Origin of the sequence: Acinetobacter sp. YH01025 (genome assembly GCF_013420185.1) — a bacterium.
Lineage (GTDB): Bacteria > Pseudomonadota > Gammaproteobacteria > Pseudomonadales > Moraxellaceae > Acinetobacter > Acinetobacter indicus.
Genome location: NZ_VOYR01000005.1, coordinates 12,356 through 28,026, shown reverse-complemented (window position 1 = coordinate 28,026; position 15,671 = coordinate 12,356). Strand labels below are relative to the sequence as shown.

Genomic DNA, 15,671 nt, shown 5'->3' with positions numbered 1-15,671 from the left:
ATACCTTAAGCGGTGTATCGATTTTTTTATTGAAGCACTATTAAGGTACGTATTTCAAAGCATTTTTGAATCGAACCATGAGCTAAAAGTGACATAGGCAACTGCAAAAGTATAGTAATGAATCTTTATGGTTTTGTAGATATCATGGCAAAAGTTTAACAGGGTAGAGCGTTATGGGGATTCATGTCATTCAAAGTCAGCGTGTCGATGTACTGGTCGAGGCGATGCTGAAGACAGTCCGTAAACCTGCAGCGCATCCGCTGGAGGTATTAAAAACCCAGCACTTTATTGTGCCGTCCCCTGCGGTGGAAGCCTGGTTAACCCAACGTCTGGCCGAACATCAAAGCATCTGTGCCAATACCGAGTTTCATCACCGGATTCGCGGTTTCCAGTGGAGTGCCTATCAATGGGTGCTGCACGATCAGAAAGACTTGGTCCGTCAAGCCAATATTCCACGAATTATCATTAAATGGCGCGTATTTCAGGCGCTAAAAGAATTTATTCAGCCGGAACAGAATCCGCTAGCAACCAGCCATGCGCTGTTTCCGATTATCCAGCGGATTTATGCCAGTGCTGACCGGCTGGAACAGCCGCTGGAACGCCAGCTGAAAAAACAGAGCATGCTGTACTGGGTGGCCGAACAGGTATCCAAACTGTTTAGCCACTATATGACTTATCGTGGGCATTGCCAGAAAGGCTGTGGCGAGCAGTGCCGCTGTCCGACCAACTGGCTGATGCAATGGGGCCGTGATCAGGCCCTTGATCTGGAGCAGATGTTCTTTAAAACCGACAGCGAAGTGTCGGGCTTTATGCTGCAGCAGGCAGAAGAACTGGAGGCGTGGCAGCGCTGGCTGTGGCAGGCAGTTTTTCATGAAGATTTTGAGCAGATGCAGCAGATTGACCAGCTGTTCTGGCAGGCGCTGGGCAGTCCGGAGCAGCCGGGCAAGGCGCTACGCAAATTACCGAAACAGCTGGTGGTATTTACCTTGCTGGACTTGCCGCCGCAGCAGTTACAGTTCCTGCGCCGTTTAGGTCAGTACATTGAAATTTTTATCCTGCATTATAACCCTTCACAGGAATACTGGGCCGACAGTGTCGATCCGAACTGGAAGGCACGTTATGATGCGCGGGTGAAACAGCGTTTTCTGGCGCAGCATCCACAGGCCAATGACGCCGAGATTGCTCAGTTTTTCGAGCAGTTTACCCTGCATTTTAATGCCCAGAACCGTGAGTCGCGTCATCCCTTGCTGACCCGTCTGGGCAAGCAGGCACGCGATCATTTCTCCTTACTCTCTGCCTTATCTTCCGGTGAAGAAGGCGTCTGGGCCGATCTGTTTATTGATGACTATCAGCCCAGCTTATTGGGCAAGCTGCAGGCCGATATCCTGTATTTAAATGAACCGGCCGCGCATCAATATGCTTTAGAGCAGCATGATGATTCCATCCAGATTCATGTCTGCCATTCCAGTCTGCGTCAGCTGGAAGTGTTAAAAGACCAGCTGCTGCACTGGCTGTCGCAAGGCACAAAAGAGCAGCCACGCCGGCCAAGCGATATTCTGGTTTTAAGTCCAAATTTAAAAGAGCTTGAGCCTTTAATCCGCAGTGTCTTTGCGCCGCCACCGAGTGCGCGTGATCTGGGCAATCCCTTACATGACAGTAGCCGGTTGGCCCAGCACGGCGTGTATTTGCCAATTCAGATTGCCGGGGTCAGCCAGCTGGATGTCAGCAATGCCTGGCGCGCCGTGGCTGGCCGGATTCGTCTGTTACAGGGCCGCTTTAGTCTGGATGAATTTGCCGATTGGCTCGGGCTAGCGGCCAGTTTGCAGCGTTATGAGCTGGACATTGCCCAGCTGGAGCGTCTGCTGGAGCTACTCAGTGCTGCCGGTTTTAAACGCGGTTTTGATGCCGAGCATTTGCAGCGCAGCCTAAGCGCCGATGATCAGGATTATCGCTTCAGCTTTAAATTTGCGCTGGATCGTCTGGCGCTGGGGCTGGCCATTCCGGAACATACCCTGTTTCAGGATACGCTGTGTTTTGCCGAGGTAATGCCGGCCGATTTTGAACTGATTGCCAAACTGATCCAGATTTATCAGGACCTGGCCGAGCGCCGGCACTGGATGATTGCGCATGAACGCGGCGAGAACACGCGGGCCGAACAGTGGCTAAAACGCTTAATGCAAGACATTGACGAGTTTAGCGCAGCTGGTGTCACCGCGCTGGAAAACGTCTATAAAATCATTAAAAAGCAATACCGTATGCTGACTTTGGCCAGCTATTATGATGAGCAGGACCGGCATGCACTGGCGGCCTTAAGTCTGCCTTTGCCGTATATATTGGAAGAAATTGAAGCACAGCTGGCAGCACAACTGGAACAGGCTGAACCAAGCGGCCAGATTACCTTTTGCCAGCTGGGCCAGCTGCGTCCGCTGCCGTATAAACTGGTGGTGATGCTGAATCTGGACAGTGGCAAATTCCCGAATCGTAATGTGCAGCTGCCATTCGATTTAATGCAGTTGCTGAAACCGCAACTGGGTGACCGCTCACGTCTGGAAGATGATCAGGGTGCATTTTTGGATGCACTGCTATTGGCGCAGGACAAGGTCTGGCTGTTTTATAACGGCTTTGATGTCAATGACGGGCAGGTGCGTGATCCGTCCAGCATCTTGCAGGAGCTGATTCAGCATCTGGCGCTGATTGTTGCCGCGCCGCAGCCCGAGTCTGCGCTGAACCAGACCGTGAGTATTGACGGGATTGAGGTGCCGGAGCAGTTGCGTCAGCTGTACTGTGTGCACCGTTTACAGCCGTTTGATCCGCTCGGTTTTGAATCCAGCGAGATCATCCGTTTTCAGGACCAGTGGTATGCAGTGGCACAGCAGATTCGTCAGCCGGGTGGGCAGCGCAGTCACTGGGCCAATCAGCCTTATCCTTTATTGACCCAGGATTTGCAGGTGCTGGACAGCCAGCAATGGATTCAGGACATGATTTTCCCGGCGCGGCTGTATTTAAAAAGTGTCGGGGTGGAAAACCTGCGTCCGGAACAGCGCAGCGATCAGGCCGAGCCGTTATTGCTGGATGGTTTGGGCCGTTATACCATCCGCGACTTTCTGAAGCAGCAGCACAACACGCCCGATCCGGCGCTGTTACAAGACCGCCTGCCGATTGGCAAAATTCGTGAAGGCAGCTGGACCATGAGTCTGGTCGAACAGCAGCAGCTACAGGCCCGCTTGCAGCACTATGCACCGAGTGAAACGACTATCACCCGACAGGTCTGGAAAGTGCGTCCTGACTTGCACATCCGCCTGACCCTGCCAAAACAGGGCGCCGAGCGCTGGGTTAGTCTGGAAGCGTCCAGTGCGCGTGCCAAACGCCGTACCGCACTCTGGCTGGAATATCTGCTCTGGCTGGCCTATCTGAATCTGGGCGATGGTGGCCAGCAGCATCAGCGGATTGTGGTATTTAGTGATGATACCGTCTGCTGTGAAGGAGTCAGTTCCAATCAGGCCAGACAGTGGCTGGAACACTGGTTTAAGGCTTGGGACTATGGCCAGCGCCAGCCTTTGGTGCTGCCATCGGCCTTGCTGCTGAAAGTGGCGGAAAAAGGCAAGCAGCATGAATGGGAACCCGATGCCGAACAGCGTATGCAGCTGAAAGATCTGGATGGCTTGTATAAGGACTGGAATGATTCGGGCCAGTTTAGTGCCTTTTCGGTGGCCGACAACGAAGCCTGCAAGCATCATCGTGACTGGCAGTTTATTTTGCAGGAGCAGGATGCCAGTTTATTATTGGCGCATGCCTGTGAACAGTTTTCCTATGATTTATACCAGCCGATTTTCTGGCACCAGCAGACGCTTGAGGAGTAAATGATGGCCGCTACTCCACATTCTTCGCCACTATCTTTCCAGCCCATTACCGACATGCAGTTCAAGGGGCTGCACTGGATTGAAGCTTCGGCTGGCACCGGCAAGACCTATACCTTATCCAGCCTGATTGTGCGGATTTTTCTGGAAGCCTATTTACCCCATCAGGTGGTGGCGACCACCTTTACCCGTGCCGCCGCGGCCGAGCTGAAAAGCCGGATTCGTGCACGTCTGGTTGAAACCCTACGTTATTTTGAACAGTGCCAGTCCTATACTGAAGCCGAACTGCAAGCCAAGGCCCAGACTGAGTCCGATCCGCTATTGCAAAAAGTGCTGGCGGATTATGCTGCCAAACCGGACTTTGCCCGTGACCGGCTCAAGCTGGTGATTGACCAGCTGGATGAACTGTTTGTGGGTACCTTAGACAGTTTTAGCCAGAAGTTGTTGCGAGAATTCAGTTTTGAATGTGGCAAGATTGAACGCGCCGATATTACTGATGATGCCAAAAGTTATGTGCATCAGCTGATTCATGATGTGCTGCGGCAATGGCTGCAGGCCCAGCCACAGCAGGTGGTGAATTATCTGCTGTTGCAAAAGAAACTCAAGCATGTCGACGCCTATGTGGGTATTGTTGAAAATACCCTGAATTTTGCCTCGGCCCAGTTTCGTGAAGTACCGGCGCCCGAACTGGATTTAAACCAGTTTGAAGCAGCCATTGATGAGTTGTTGCAGCTGGATCTGGCTGATGTCGACAGCCTAAGCGACTATTATCTGGAGCAGGGCCAGTACGCTGCATTGGTTGGGAAAAAGTGGCGCACCAATCAGCTGATGCAACACACCTTATGCGAGGCTTTGCCGGCATTACTAAAGGCGTTGTCCCAGCAACGTGGCTATGCCTTGTTTGCACCACATTTTGAAAAAACCTTAAAGCTGTGTACCGATTTATCCACCAAAAAAGTGCTGAACAAATGTCCGGACGAGGTGCTGACGCAGTTTGAACAGCATGCGGTGATTCAACGGCTAAAAGCCTTCTGCCAGCAGTTGCAGCAGCTGCAACTGGATTTAGAGCTGCTGGATGCCTATCTCAAATACTATTTAAGCCGCGAAGTGAAAAAACGCCTGCCACAGGTGTTGCAGCAAAAAGGTGAAACCACCTTTGCCCAGCAGATCCGCAGCCTGTCGGAAGCCTTGCAGGGCGAGCAGGGACTGCGTTTTGCCCAGTTTGTGCACAGTAAATATCCGTTGATTCTGGTCGATGAATTTCAGGATACAAACCAGGATCAGGACAGTATGCTGGCCAGTATCTGGCGTCATGCCCGCTATTATCAGCAGGGCTGCATGATTATGGTGGGTGATCCAAAACAGGCCATTTACGGTTTCCGCGGCGGTGATATGCTGACCTATAACAAGGCCCGGGCCGATGTGCAGGCCAAACAGGGGCGCCTGTATAGCCTGAAATACAATCATCGTTCTATTCCGGCTCTGGTGGAAGTGGTGGACGCCTTGTTCCAGCGCCAAATAGATTTTGGTGAAGAGGTGCAATATAGCCTGGTAGAAGCCGGACCTCGTCCCCATCCGGCCTTAATTGACGGGCAAGGGGAGAACCGGCAGCCTTTACGCTGGTTAATGCTGGAAGACAAAAATAATGAAGCATTGCAGGTGGCCTGGAAAATCCGGGCGCTTTTAAATCAGGCGGCGCAGCAGCAAATCTATCTGCACAATGGTCAGGAGCGCAGCCCGCTAATTGAAGATGATATTGCGGTGCTGTCCAAAAACCATGACGGGCTGGACAAGGTGCAGTATGAACTGGAGCGGCTCGGGATTCGGGTGAACCGTCCATCCAAACGCAGTGTGTTTGACAGCCAGATCGCCAAAGATGTGGGGGCGGTGCTGACCGCAATTATGCATCCTTATGATGAAGCCAAAGTCAAAAGAGCCTTGTTAAGCCGCCTGCTGAATTTTAATTTACAGCGCTTACTGGAACTGGAAGCCCATCCGGCCGGCTTGAGCCAGTTTATGGATGATTTTGACGGCATCCGCAGCATCTGGTTTGAAAAAGGCTTTTTAAGTGCCTGGCAATATGCCCTGAACCTGTTTCAGGTCTGGGAGAATCTGGTCGCCCACCACAGCCGTGACAATGAACGGGTGGTGGTCAATCTGCGCCATTTAAGCGAACTGCTTAGCCAGCACAGCGAACATTATCAGGGCGCACAAACCCTGTATCAGTGGTATTTAAAACAGTTGCAGGCGCCAAGTGAACGCGAGTGGGAACTGGAGCGAAAACTGTCCAATGCCGCCGGGGTACAGTTGATGACCATCCACCAGTCCAAAGGGTTGGAGTTTAAAGTGGTGTTCTTGTTGGGGGCGGATAAGGATTTTCGTGAGGTCAACAAAACCCTGAATTTTTCGACCATTCAGGCGGTCAATCCGCTGACCGGTCAAACCGAGCAGCAGCGTCTGATTGCGGTAAATGCAGCAGCCTTGCTCAGTGCAGAGGATCAACAGCAGCATCAGCTCCGGGCCGAAGCTGAGCAACGCCGTTTGTGGTATGTGGCACTGACCCGGGCCAGCCATCGGGTCTATGCCATTTTGCAGGATCAGAGCGGAAAATCCTGCTCCGGTCTGGCCTTCTGGCGCGGTCAGGGCAGCGACGTTTTCCAGCATCCGCATTGTGGCGATGAAGCGTTGCTGACTGAAAAGCCGCCAAGGCTGAAGCTGCAGCAGCATGAGCAGACGCTGCCATTAACGGCAAAGACTTTCCCGCAGCAGCGTTTTTATCCGCGCAGTAAAACCAGTTTCAGTGCTCTGGCCCAGCATTTAAGCCGTAAACAGGCGATTGATGCGCTGGCGGCTCATATTGAGCAGCACAGCAGTGCCTCTGATGAACTGCATCAGCCAGTAGCGGTGGCTGATGTCGACATCCTGAATCAGCCGATTGCCTGGATTAAACGCCAGTTCCCGATGGGTACGCTGGCCGGTAATTTCCTGCATGAGATTTTTGAACACATTGATTTTCAGGATCAGCAGGACTGGCCGCTGGAAATCCAGCGCCGTTTTAAAAATGATTATCCTTCTTTGTGGCAGGAGCTGCAGGACAAGTTTAGTCAGGAATATCCGGAACATACGGAGGACATCTTGCTGAGCTGGCTGTCGGCTTGGCTGCTGGATGTGCTGAGTACACCGCTGCATCCGGGCTTTCAGTTAAAACAGCTGGCGCCCGAGCAGCATCTGGCAGAATTTCCGTTTTATCTGTCCTTGTCCGATCAGGTCTTGGCGATCAAGCGGATTCATCAGCTGTTTGATGAATATGGCATTCAGATGCTGGATTTTCATGATGCCAATTCGGCGCGCTATTTAACCGGTTCGATTGACCTGGTGTATTTTGATGGCCACCGTTACCATATTGCCGATTATAAAAGCAACTTTTTAGGCGCCGATCAGTCGCATTATCAGGCGGCCTCGGTGCAGGCCAGCATGTCACAGTCCAGTTACTGGCTGCAGGCCGGTCTGTATCTGGTGGCCCTGCATCGCTACCTGAAAGTCCATCTGGAAAATTACGATATTTATCAACATTTAGGTGGGGCCAGCTATTTGTATTTGCGCGGCATGAATGGTCAGGCCGGGCAGGGCGTGTACCATTGGAAACCGCCGGTCGAGTTTATTTTGCGACTGGATGCACTGTTGGGGAATCCAACTGTCGATCAACTGGGGAAAATTGCCTAAATCATTTAATAACATTTAAAGAAAGAATGATTTAGCATGTGGATAACTTTGAGGATAATAGTGTGGACAACCAGCGGACAGTTTTAGCAGCAACGCCTGAAACCCAAACCCCGGCATGGTTTGCGCTTTGGAGTAACTATCTTTTACAGGCGCCTTTTTTTCAGGCGGAAAAGCGAGAAGATTCCGCTAAAATCATCGCGCAGTTGCTGGAGGCTACTCTCAATGGTGACAGCTGTATAGCCGCTTCTGCCGAACAGGTGGCAGCGTTGGCCAATCTGGTCGGTTCCGGTTCTGAACCGGGTTCGGTGGCGCCGTTTATTTATGACCAGCAGCATTTATACCTGTACCGTTATTGGGCGCTGGAGTCGGCGCTGGCACAGCAGGTGGCACGCTTAAAACAGCAAGCTGTTACGGCGGTAGATGTGTCGGACTATCTGCATTTATTGGAAGACCAGCACCAGCAGCAGGCGCTCAAAATGACCGCGACTACCGCTTTTAACCTGATTACGGGCGGCCCGGGTACCGGTAAAACCTATACTTTGGCGCGGATTATTGCCGTGCTAAACCAGGCCTTGCCGGAAATCCGGATTGCCATGGCGGCCCCGACCGGAAAAGCCGCGCAGCGTATGAAAGAAGCACTGCAGAATTCCTTTGATGATCCGAAAATTGCCAATCTGGTCAGTGACGATCTCAAACGCCTGACCCCGATTACCATCCACCGGCTTTTGGGCCTTGGCAACCGGCAGCAGCCACGTTTTCATGCTCGGCAGCCTTTACCTTATGACCTGATTGTGATTGATGAAGCCTCCATGCTGGACCTGAATCTGGCCAGTATGCTGTTCAATGCCATTGCTGAACAGACCCGGGTGATTTTACTGGGAGATGCGCAGCAGCTGGCGTCGGTCGATGTTGGTTCGGTACTGGCCGATTTACAGCAGGTGCCGGCACTGGCAGATAATCATGTGCATCTGGTCACCAGTCGCCGTTTTAAAGCCGGTGCCTTAATTGGTGAAATGGCCCGCTTTATTCAGCAGCAAACGGCTGAACAGCCGGCCGCGCAAATCTTGCAGCAGTTTGCCGCACAGCTGGTGCAGCCGGGCGAATTACAGGCCGTAACTTTAACGCAGGACATGGCCGATGTACTGCAACTGGAATATTTACCCGATGAAGCCCCGGATCCCATAGCCGGGCAGGGCTATTATGACAAACTGATGCTGGGCTATCAGGGCTATGTGCACAGCCTAAAACAGTATTTACAGGCCGATGATCCGGACGCGATGGTGGCGCAGGTGGTGAAAGCCTTTGACCAGTATCGGATTCTGACTGCAATTCGGCATGGTGGCTTGGGCTTGCAACAGCTGAACATGCAGATTGAGCAGCGTTTGTTGCAGCAACTGGTTCTGGACGTGGCCAAGCAGGGCGACTGGTATGTCGGCCGGCCGGTAATGATGACCTATAACGACTATCAGCTCGGCCTGTCCAACGGTGATATTGGCCTGTGTCTGCAACGTCTGCGTGAGGGCAACCGGCAGTTTGAAGTGTATTTCCCGAGTCTGGATAAATGGGTGCCAGCCACACGCTTGCCAAAAAATATTGAAACCGCATTTGCTCTGACCATTCATAAATCTCAAGGTTCGGAGTTTCAGCATGTGGCGGTGGTGCTGGATCAGGCCGCGCAGAATCTGCTGAGCAAGGAACTGATCTATACCGCCATTACCCGGGCCAAATCGGTGGTGAGTTTACTGGCTGACCGGCAGGCGCTGGTACAGGCCTTAACCGTGAAAACCAGCCGTAACAGTGGTGTGTTAGAAAAAGTAAATGAACATTTGTCATTATCAAGTTGGCATAAATAAACCCGGCCGTTGTAAGAAAATGCTTACAACGATTCGAGAAATTTGCGCATAGAGCTTTGCCTGAGTTTTTGAGAAGATGACTTCACACAAAAGCTCAACACGGAAAGTTGAGGAAAATCGCAAAACCAGAATAAGAAAGTCGAGAGACAGCGAGCTTACATTGAAGTAGGTGAAAAAAAAGAGGAAACTTACAGCCGCTAAGCCTTGTAGTTTTGGGAGAGACTACAGGGCTTTTTTATTGGCAGTTCAAAATCAAAAAAATGAAGCGTCATTCATCGACGTAAGCGAAAACGTACAAGGAGAGAGGTAATTATCTGCTTCTTTCCCCAAGGGCTTGTGGCAAAATCTATCACATAAGGAAAGCCAATTAAAACAGGGAATGTTGATTAGAAGAAGGCCAAAGCCTCGCTATACATCACAATAAATAAAATTAGAACAACGAAAAAAGAAGAAACTACAGCGCAAAAAATAGCCCGGGAATTTATTCCCGGGCTATTTTTATTCCATCTTGGCTTATTTGCGTTTGATCATCTTGGGCTTCTACTCGGTGTTTTATCAAATGGAGCGTAAACCTCTGTCTTTCAGGTCAGAGATATAAGCGACACGACATGAAATGTCGTTTAATTGCTAAAAAACAATATATTAAGCCTAATATGAGCTAATATAAGCCCATGAAAACACTTAAATTACGCATAAAAAACAGTCACACAAAGGTGCTAGACTAATTGGCATCTGAAGTTAATTTTGTCTGGAACTATGTCAATGATTTGTGTTTCAAACACCTACAGCGCAAACAACAATTCTTTTCAGCATACGATATTGCTAAATATACGAAAGGCGCATCAAAGGAATGTAATCTTCATAGCCAAACTATTCAGGCTGTAACAGAAGAATTGGTCACTCGCAGAAAACAGTTCAAAAAATTAAAATTGAGATGGCGTGTCAGTAATAAGAAATCAGCAAGAAGATCACTAGGTTGGATACCCTTTAAAAAGGTCGCTATTAAATATGCCGATGGATACGTTCAGTATGGCAAGCATCAATTCAAGCTATGGGATAGTTACGGACTATCGAAATACAGCATTAAAACAGGCTCATTTGTAGAGGATAGTCGTGGACGTTGGTATGTCTGCTTAGTGGTTGATTCACCCAAACAAAACAAACCTACCGCCACAAAAGCCGTGGGCATTGATCTAGGCTTAAAAGATATTGCTACTTGTTCAGATGGTACGATCATTTCCAATCCCAAGTTCTACCATCAATATGAACAGAAATTAGGGATTGCTCAGAGAGCGAGAAATAAAAAGCGTGTCCGTGCATTACACGCCAAGATTGCAAACTGTCGTAAAGACCATTTGCACAAGGCTAGCACCCAGCTGGTGAAAGACAATGCACTGATTGTCGTTGGTGATCTAAGTGCGAACAAACTTGTAAAAACTAAAATGGCGAAATCTGTTTTAGATACAGGATTTTTAGCACTCAAAACCATGCTCAAGTATAAATGCGAGAACGCAGGGGTCATGTTTGAGGAAGTCAACGAGAGATTCACAACCCAAACCTGTTCGAGCTGCGGTGCAGTCACCGCAAGCAGTCCGAAAGATAGATTTGCGAATAAGAGTATGGGAATGTGAATGCGGAAGTGTAAATCAACGCGATTTAAACTCCGCCAAGAACATACTTGCGCTTGGGCATAAGCGTCTAGCAGTAGGAATCACCCTCCTTTCAGGTGGGTGAGGATGTCAAGAATAGAATCAATCCTCCGGGTAGACGCTGCATCATTCATGTGACATCGCATCGGATAATTCATGGCTTTTTCGCGTTGTGTTTTGCAATTTAAGCGGTTTTGTCTTAAAATAATGCACTTGCTGTAGTGATGCACGGCAGTCAGACAGATGCTTGACATCGGTTTGATTTTTATCAAGGTATTTTATAAGCATCTCGGAGAAATCGAATGGCTTTAACAAACGCAGATCGCGCAGAGATCATCGCTAAATTTGCTCGTGCTGAAAACGACACTGGTTCACCAGAAGTTCAAGTAGCTCTTTTAACTGCTCAAATCAATGACTTACAAGGTCACTTCAAAGAGCACAAACACGACCACCATAGCCGTCGCGGTCTGATCCGTATGGTTAACCAACGTCGTAAATTATTAGACTACTTAAACGGTAAAGATCACGGTCGTTATGTTGCGTTGATCGGTGCTTTAGGTTTACGTCGTTAATTCGATTTAGACTTTTATTTTCGGGTTATTGCATGCGTTGCGCTGTATGTCTGAAAACTAAAGTGTACCCGGCGTTGACCGGGTAATTAAGAAGGGGCGATTGTTTCGCTCCTTCTTTGTGTTTAAAAAACCTATATTTCTAGTGAGGTCGGCTTCTAAGCTTTGTCATTTACTTGAACCTGAGTCGTGAATGCCAAACCTTAGGGGTCTCCACTAGAATAAAATCAGGAAACAAAAATACATGTCAATGTTTAATATTATTCGTAAAGAATTCCAATATGGTCAGTACAACGTGGTACTGGAAACCGGTCGTGTTGCACGTCAGGCCAACTCGGTTTTAATCACCATGGGTGGTGTATCGGTACTGGTGGCGGTAGTTGCACAGCCAACAGCAAAAGCCGGTCAGGACTTTTTCCCACTAACCGTAAACTATCAAGAAAAGCAATACGCTGCTGGCCGTATTCCGGGTGGTTATGGCAAACGTGAAGGCCGTGCGTCTGAGGCAGAAACTTTAATTTCACGTCTTATTGATCGTCCAATTCGTCCATTGTTCCCGGAAGGTTATTACAACGAAATCCAGGTAACAGCAACAGTTGTCTCTTCTGACAAAACCATGGAAGCGGATATTGCTGCCATGTTAGGTACTTCAGCAGCACTGGCAATTGCGGGTACACCGTTCCGTGGCCCAATTGGTGCAGCACGTGTGGGTTTAATCAACGGTGAATACATCCTGAACCCGAACCACGAACAGCTGGCACAGTCTGACCTTGACCTCGTGGTTGCAGGTACAGAAGCTGCAGTACTGATGGTTGAATCTGAAGCGAAAGAACTGTCTGAAGACCAGATGCTGGGCGCAGTGTTATTCGGTCATGACGAAATGCAAATTGCGATTCAGGCGATTAATGAATTTGCAGCAGCAGCTGGCGCAACTGAGTCAACCTGGACTGCACCAGAGAAAAATGAAGACCTTCGCGCGAAATTAAAAGAAGCGTTTGAAGCGAAAATCTCTGAAGCCTATACCATTGCAATCAAACAAGACCGTTATGCTGCTTTGGATGCATTGCAAGCAGAGGCGGTTGCGCAGTTCGTACCTGAAGAAGATGTAGATGGCATCGCAGATGACCTGAATGAACTGTTTGAAGATCTGAAATACCGCACTGTACGTGACAACATCCTGTCTGGTAAGCCGCGTATTGATGGTCGTGACACCAAAACTGTACGTGCGTTAGATGTACAGGTGGGCGTTCTTGATCGTGCTCACGGTTCTGCGCTGTTCACCCGTGGTGAAACACAGGCGTTGGTAACAACGACTCTTGGTAACACCCGTGATGCATTAATGGTTGATACCCTGGCTGGAACCAAAACTGACAACTTCATGTTGCACTACAACTTCCCGGCTTACTCGGTTGGTGAAACGGGTCGTGAGTCTGGTCCTAAACGTCGTGAAATCGGTCACGGTCGTCTGGCACGTCGTGGTGTACAAGCGGTTCTTCCAGCTGCTGACCGCTTCCCGTACGTAATCCGTATTGTATCGGACATTACTGAATCGAACGGTTCATCTTCTATGGCGTCTGTATGTGGTGCATCTCTGTCACTGATGGATGCCGGTGTTCCACTAAAAGCACCAGTTGCGGGTATTGCGATGGGTCTGGTCAAAGAAGGCGAGCGTTTCGCAGTGCTTTCTGACATCCTGGGTGACGAAGACCACCTGGGCGACATGGACTTTAAAGTTGCCGGTTCTGCCAACGGTATTACTGCGCTGCAAATGGACATCAAAATCGAAGGGATCACTGAAGAGATCATGGAAGTGGCATTGAACCAGGCTTATACCGGTCGTATGCACATCCTGAACGAAATGAACAAAGTGATTTCACGTGCACGTCCAGAAATTTCAATGCATGCGCCTACCTTCCAGGTCATTACCATCAACCCGGACAAAATCCGTGACGTGATTGGTAAAGGCGGTGCAACCATTCGTCAAATCACTGAAGAAACCAAAGCGGCAATTGATATTGAAGACAACGGTACCGTTCGCGTATTTGGTGAAACCAAAGCAGCTGCACAAGCGGCTATTGCCAAAATTCAGGCTTTAACTGCTGAAGTTGAACCAGGCAAAATCTACGCCGGTAAAGTAATTCGTATTGTTGAATTCGGTGCCTTCGTAAACATCATGCCGGGTACAGATGGTCTGCTGCACATTTCTCAAATTTCAAATGAGCGTGTAGCCAACGTGACTGACGTACTGAAAGAAGGCCAGGAAGTGAAAGTCCAGGTTGCAGATGTCGACAACCGTGGCCGTATCAAGTTAACCATGAAAGACATTGATCAGGCTTAATTTCAGGCCCTGATGAATTGAAAAAGCCCGCTTTATGAAGCGGGCTTTTTTATGGCATGATCGCAAAATAAAATGACAGGAATGTGGATGCACGCGGATGCAACAGTATTATTTTTCCCTCCATGACACCACACAACAGTTATTTCTGCATCGGGGGCCGGCCGCCGAGGCAGAATTTATCTGGCTGGACTATACCCGGGAAGATGTACGCCAGCATCCGGAACAGTGGCAGCAACAGGTACTGCAGCACACCCAGCTGTGGCTGAATGAATATCATCTGCGAGATATTTTAAATCTGGAACATCCCTGTAATTTCGACAGTCTGGAAGATTATGACCTGCTGATTTTCCGCAAACTGATTACTCCGGATGACCAGATTCATAACTTTAATGACGAAGCGCATGAGCATGTGTTTGGCTTAAGCACCACACCGGTCAGTTTTATTCTGACCCCGCAGGTGCTTATTACGGTGAGTGAGCAGGGCAATAAAGCCATTGAAAATTATATTGCCCGTTTAGATACCATTTTAAGCCGGCCGGCTGAAGAGCAGAATAAACCAAAAAAACTGGCGACCTCGCCTCTAGATTTGGCCTTACGTTTACTGAACAGTATGGTCGATGACTATTTAAACCTGCGTCATCCTTTAACCCGCCGGGTCGAGTTTTGGCAGCGTGAGCTGTTGCAGGGCCATCGCCGTTTTAACCAGTGGCATCAGTTGCTACAGGAAAATATGGCATTTCAGCATGTGGAAAATCTGTGTGAAGAACAGATTGATACCTTGCAGGAACTGCGCGATGAAATTGTCGAAAACTATCTGCATTTAAAAGGTAAGAAACGCAGTGAAAAACAGGAAATCATGCTGGTGCGGGTAGATGACTTAAGCAGCCATGTGGCCCGCATCCAGAAACATACCTTGCGTTTAAGAAGTGCCATTCAGGCGGCGATTGACCTGCATTTTTCTGCTATTGCCAACCAGACCAATGAAAATATGCGGATTCTGGCGATTATTACCGCGGTGTTTGCACCCTTAACCCTGTTAACCGGAATTTATGGCATGAATTTCGTGATGATTCCGGGGCTGGATTCACCCTATGCCTTCTGGGTGATGCTTGGCACCATGCTTATTACCACTTTGTTGCTGCTGTATTATTTTTATCGGCGACATATGGTGGGACGCGGTGAAAAAAGCGTACTGGACATGCTTTCGCAGCGGCCGGATCGGACCCGGATGGACCTGTTCTGGTTTCTGGATTATGTGCCTGGCAAGCCATTACTGCCGGAAGGTCAGAACGCTCTTCGAGATTCTCAGCTTAAACCAAAATAATGCAGCCTTCATTTGCCTGCCCGAAAGAAAGCATCTGCTTTCTTTCGGGCAGCGTGCAGATTTCATCGCACTGCAATAAAAACCGGTTAAGGTGAAGATGAAGGATTTTGCTGGGCCTGCTGCAAAAGCTGATAAATCTGATCTTTCAGTTTTAATTTTTTGCGTTTCAGCGCCTCGATATCATCATTAATCTGATGAACCGGATCAAGCTCGAGCTGGCTGATTTTCCGGTCCAGATGTTCATGATCTTCAAACAGGCGCGCAAAATGTGGGTTGTCTTCGCGCAGTTGTTGCATTAATTCCCGAAACTCCGGGAACATGAGTTTGACCTTTTTGTTGCATTCTTTTGTTTTCATTG

Annotated in this window: 7 protein-coding genes and 1 pseudogene; 7 read left to right on the top strand and 1 reads right to left on the bottom strand. The window is 49.2% G+C overall.

Going from position 1 to position 15,671, the window contains the following annotated elements:
- The first annotated feature begins 173 nt into the window (after window positions 1-173).
- The 7 genes and pseudogenes from FTT89_RS06865 (at window position 174) to FTT89_RS06835 (ending at window position 15,313) form a co-directional block, all read left to right on the top strand.
- A complete protein-coding gene (locus FTT89_RS06865; RefSeq protein ID WP_168370337.1) occupies window positions 174-3,860 on the top strand; it encodes an exodeoxyribonuclease V subunit gamma in 3,687 nt (1,228 codons plus the stop codon).
- 3 nt (window positions 3,861-3,863) lie between these two features.
- Window positions 3,864-7,580 (top strand): UvrD-helicase domain-containing protein, encoded by a 3,717-nt coding sequence (locus tag FTT89_RS06860; RefSeq protein WP_180006874.1) that lies wholly within the window; start codon window positions 3,864-3,866, stop codon window positions 7,578-7,580.
- Window positions 7,581-7,642: 62 nt separating this feature from the next.
- Window positions 7,643-9,433: an exodeoxyribonuclease V subunit alpha gene (gene recD / locus FTT89_RS06855; protein WP_180057036.1), complete on the top strand. Its 1,791-nt coding sequence runs from the start codon at window positions 7,643-7,645 to the stop codon at window positions 9,431-9,433.
- 725 nt (window positions 9,434-10,158) lie between these two features.
- Window positions 10,159-11,167: pseudogene (locus FTT89_RS06850) on the top strand (RNA-guided endonuclease InsQ/TnpB family protein).
- 217 nt (window positions 11,168-11,384) lie between these two features.
- The gene (rpsO, locus tag FTT89_RS06845) at window positions 11,385-11,654 is read left to right on the top strand and encodes a 30S ribosomal protein S15 (protein WP_004637724.1); all 270 of its coding nucleotides are present in this window, start codon (window positions 11,385-11,387) and stop codon (window positions 11,652-11,654) included.
- Window positions 11,655-11,901: 247 nt separating this feature from the next.
- A complete protein-coding gene (pnp, locus tag FTT89_RS06840) occupies window positions 11,902-13,989 on the top strand; it encodes a polyribonucleotide nucleotidyltransferase (protein ID WP_171065134.1) in 2,088 nt (695 codons plus the stop codon).
- Window positions 13,990-14,086: 97 nt separating this feature from the next.
- Window positions 14,087-15,313: a magnesium transporter CorA family protein gene (locus tag FTT89_RS06835; protein ID WP_168369775.1), complete on the top strand. Its 1,227-nt coding sequence runs from the start codon at window positions 14,087-14,089 to the stop codon at window positions 15,311-15,313.
- An 86-nt stretch (window positions 15,314-15,399) separates the two neighbouring features.
- Here the strand turns inward: FTT89_RS06835 and FTT89_RS06830 are convergent, their stop codons facing one another.
- On the bottom strand, window positions 15,400-15,669 hold the full coding sequence (locus tag FTT89_RS06830) for a YdcH family protein (protein WP_034598128.1): 270 nt from the start codon (window positions 15,667-15,669) through the stop codon (window positions 15,400-15,402).
- Window positions 15,670-15,671: the final 2 nt, after the last annotated feature.

What these genes read in the sequence shown, in the direction of transcription:
- rpsO (WP_004637724.1), top strand. Translation starts at nt 11,385, where the DNA reads ATGGCTTTAACAAACGCAGATCGCGCAGAGATCATCGCTAAATTTGCT.
- pnp (WP_171065134.1), top strand. Translation starts at nt 11,902, where the DNA reads ATGTTTAATATTATTCGTAAAGAATTCCAATATGGTCAGTACAACGTG.
- FTT89_RS06865 (WP_168370337.1), top strand. Translation starts at nt 174, where the DNA reads ATGGGGATTCATGTCATTCAAAGTCAGCGTGTCGATGTACTGGTCGAG.
- FTT89_RS06830 (WP_034598128.1), bottom strand. Translation starts at nt 15,669, where the DNA reads ATGAAAACAAAAGAATGCAACAAAAAGGTCAAACTCATGTTCCCGGAG.
- FTT89_RS06835 (WP_168369775.1), top strand. Translation starts at nt 14,087, where the DNA reads ATGCAACAGTATTATTTTTCCCTCCATGACACCACACAACAGTTATTT.
- FTT89_RS06860 (WP_180006874.1), top strand. Translation starts at nt 3,864, where the DNA reads ATGGCCGCTACTCCACATTCTTCGCCACTATCTTTCCAGCCCATTACC.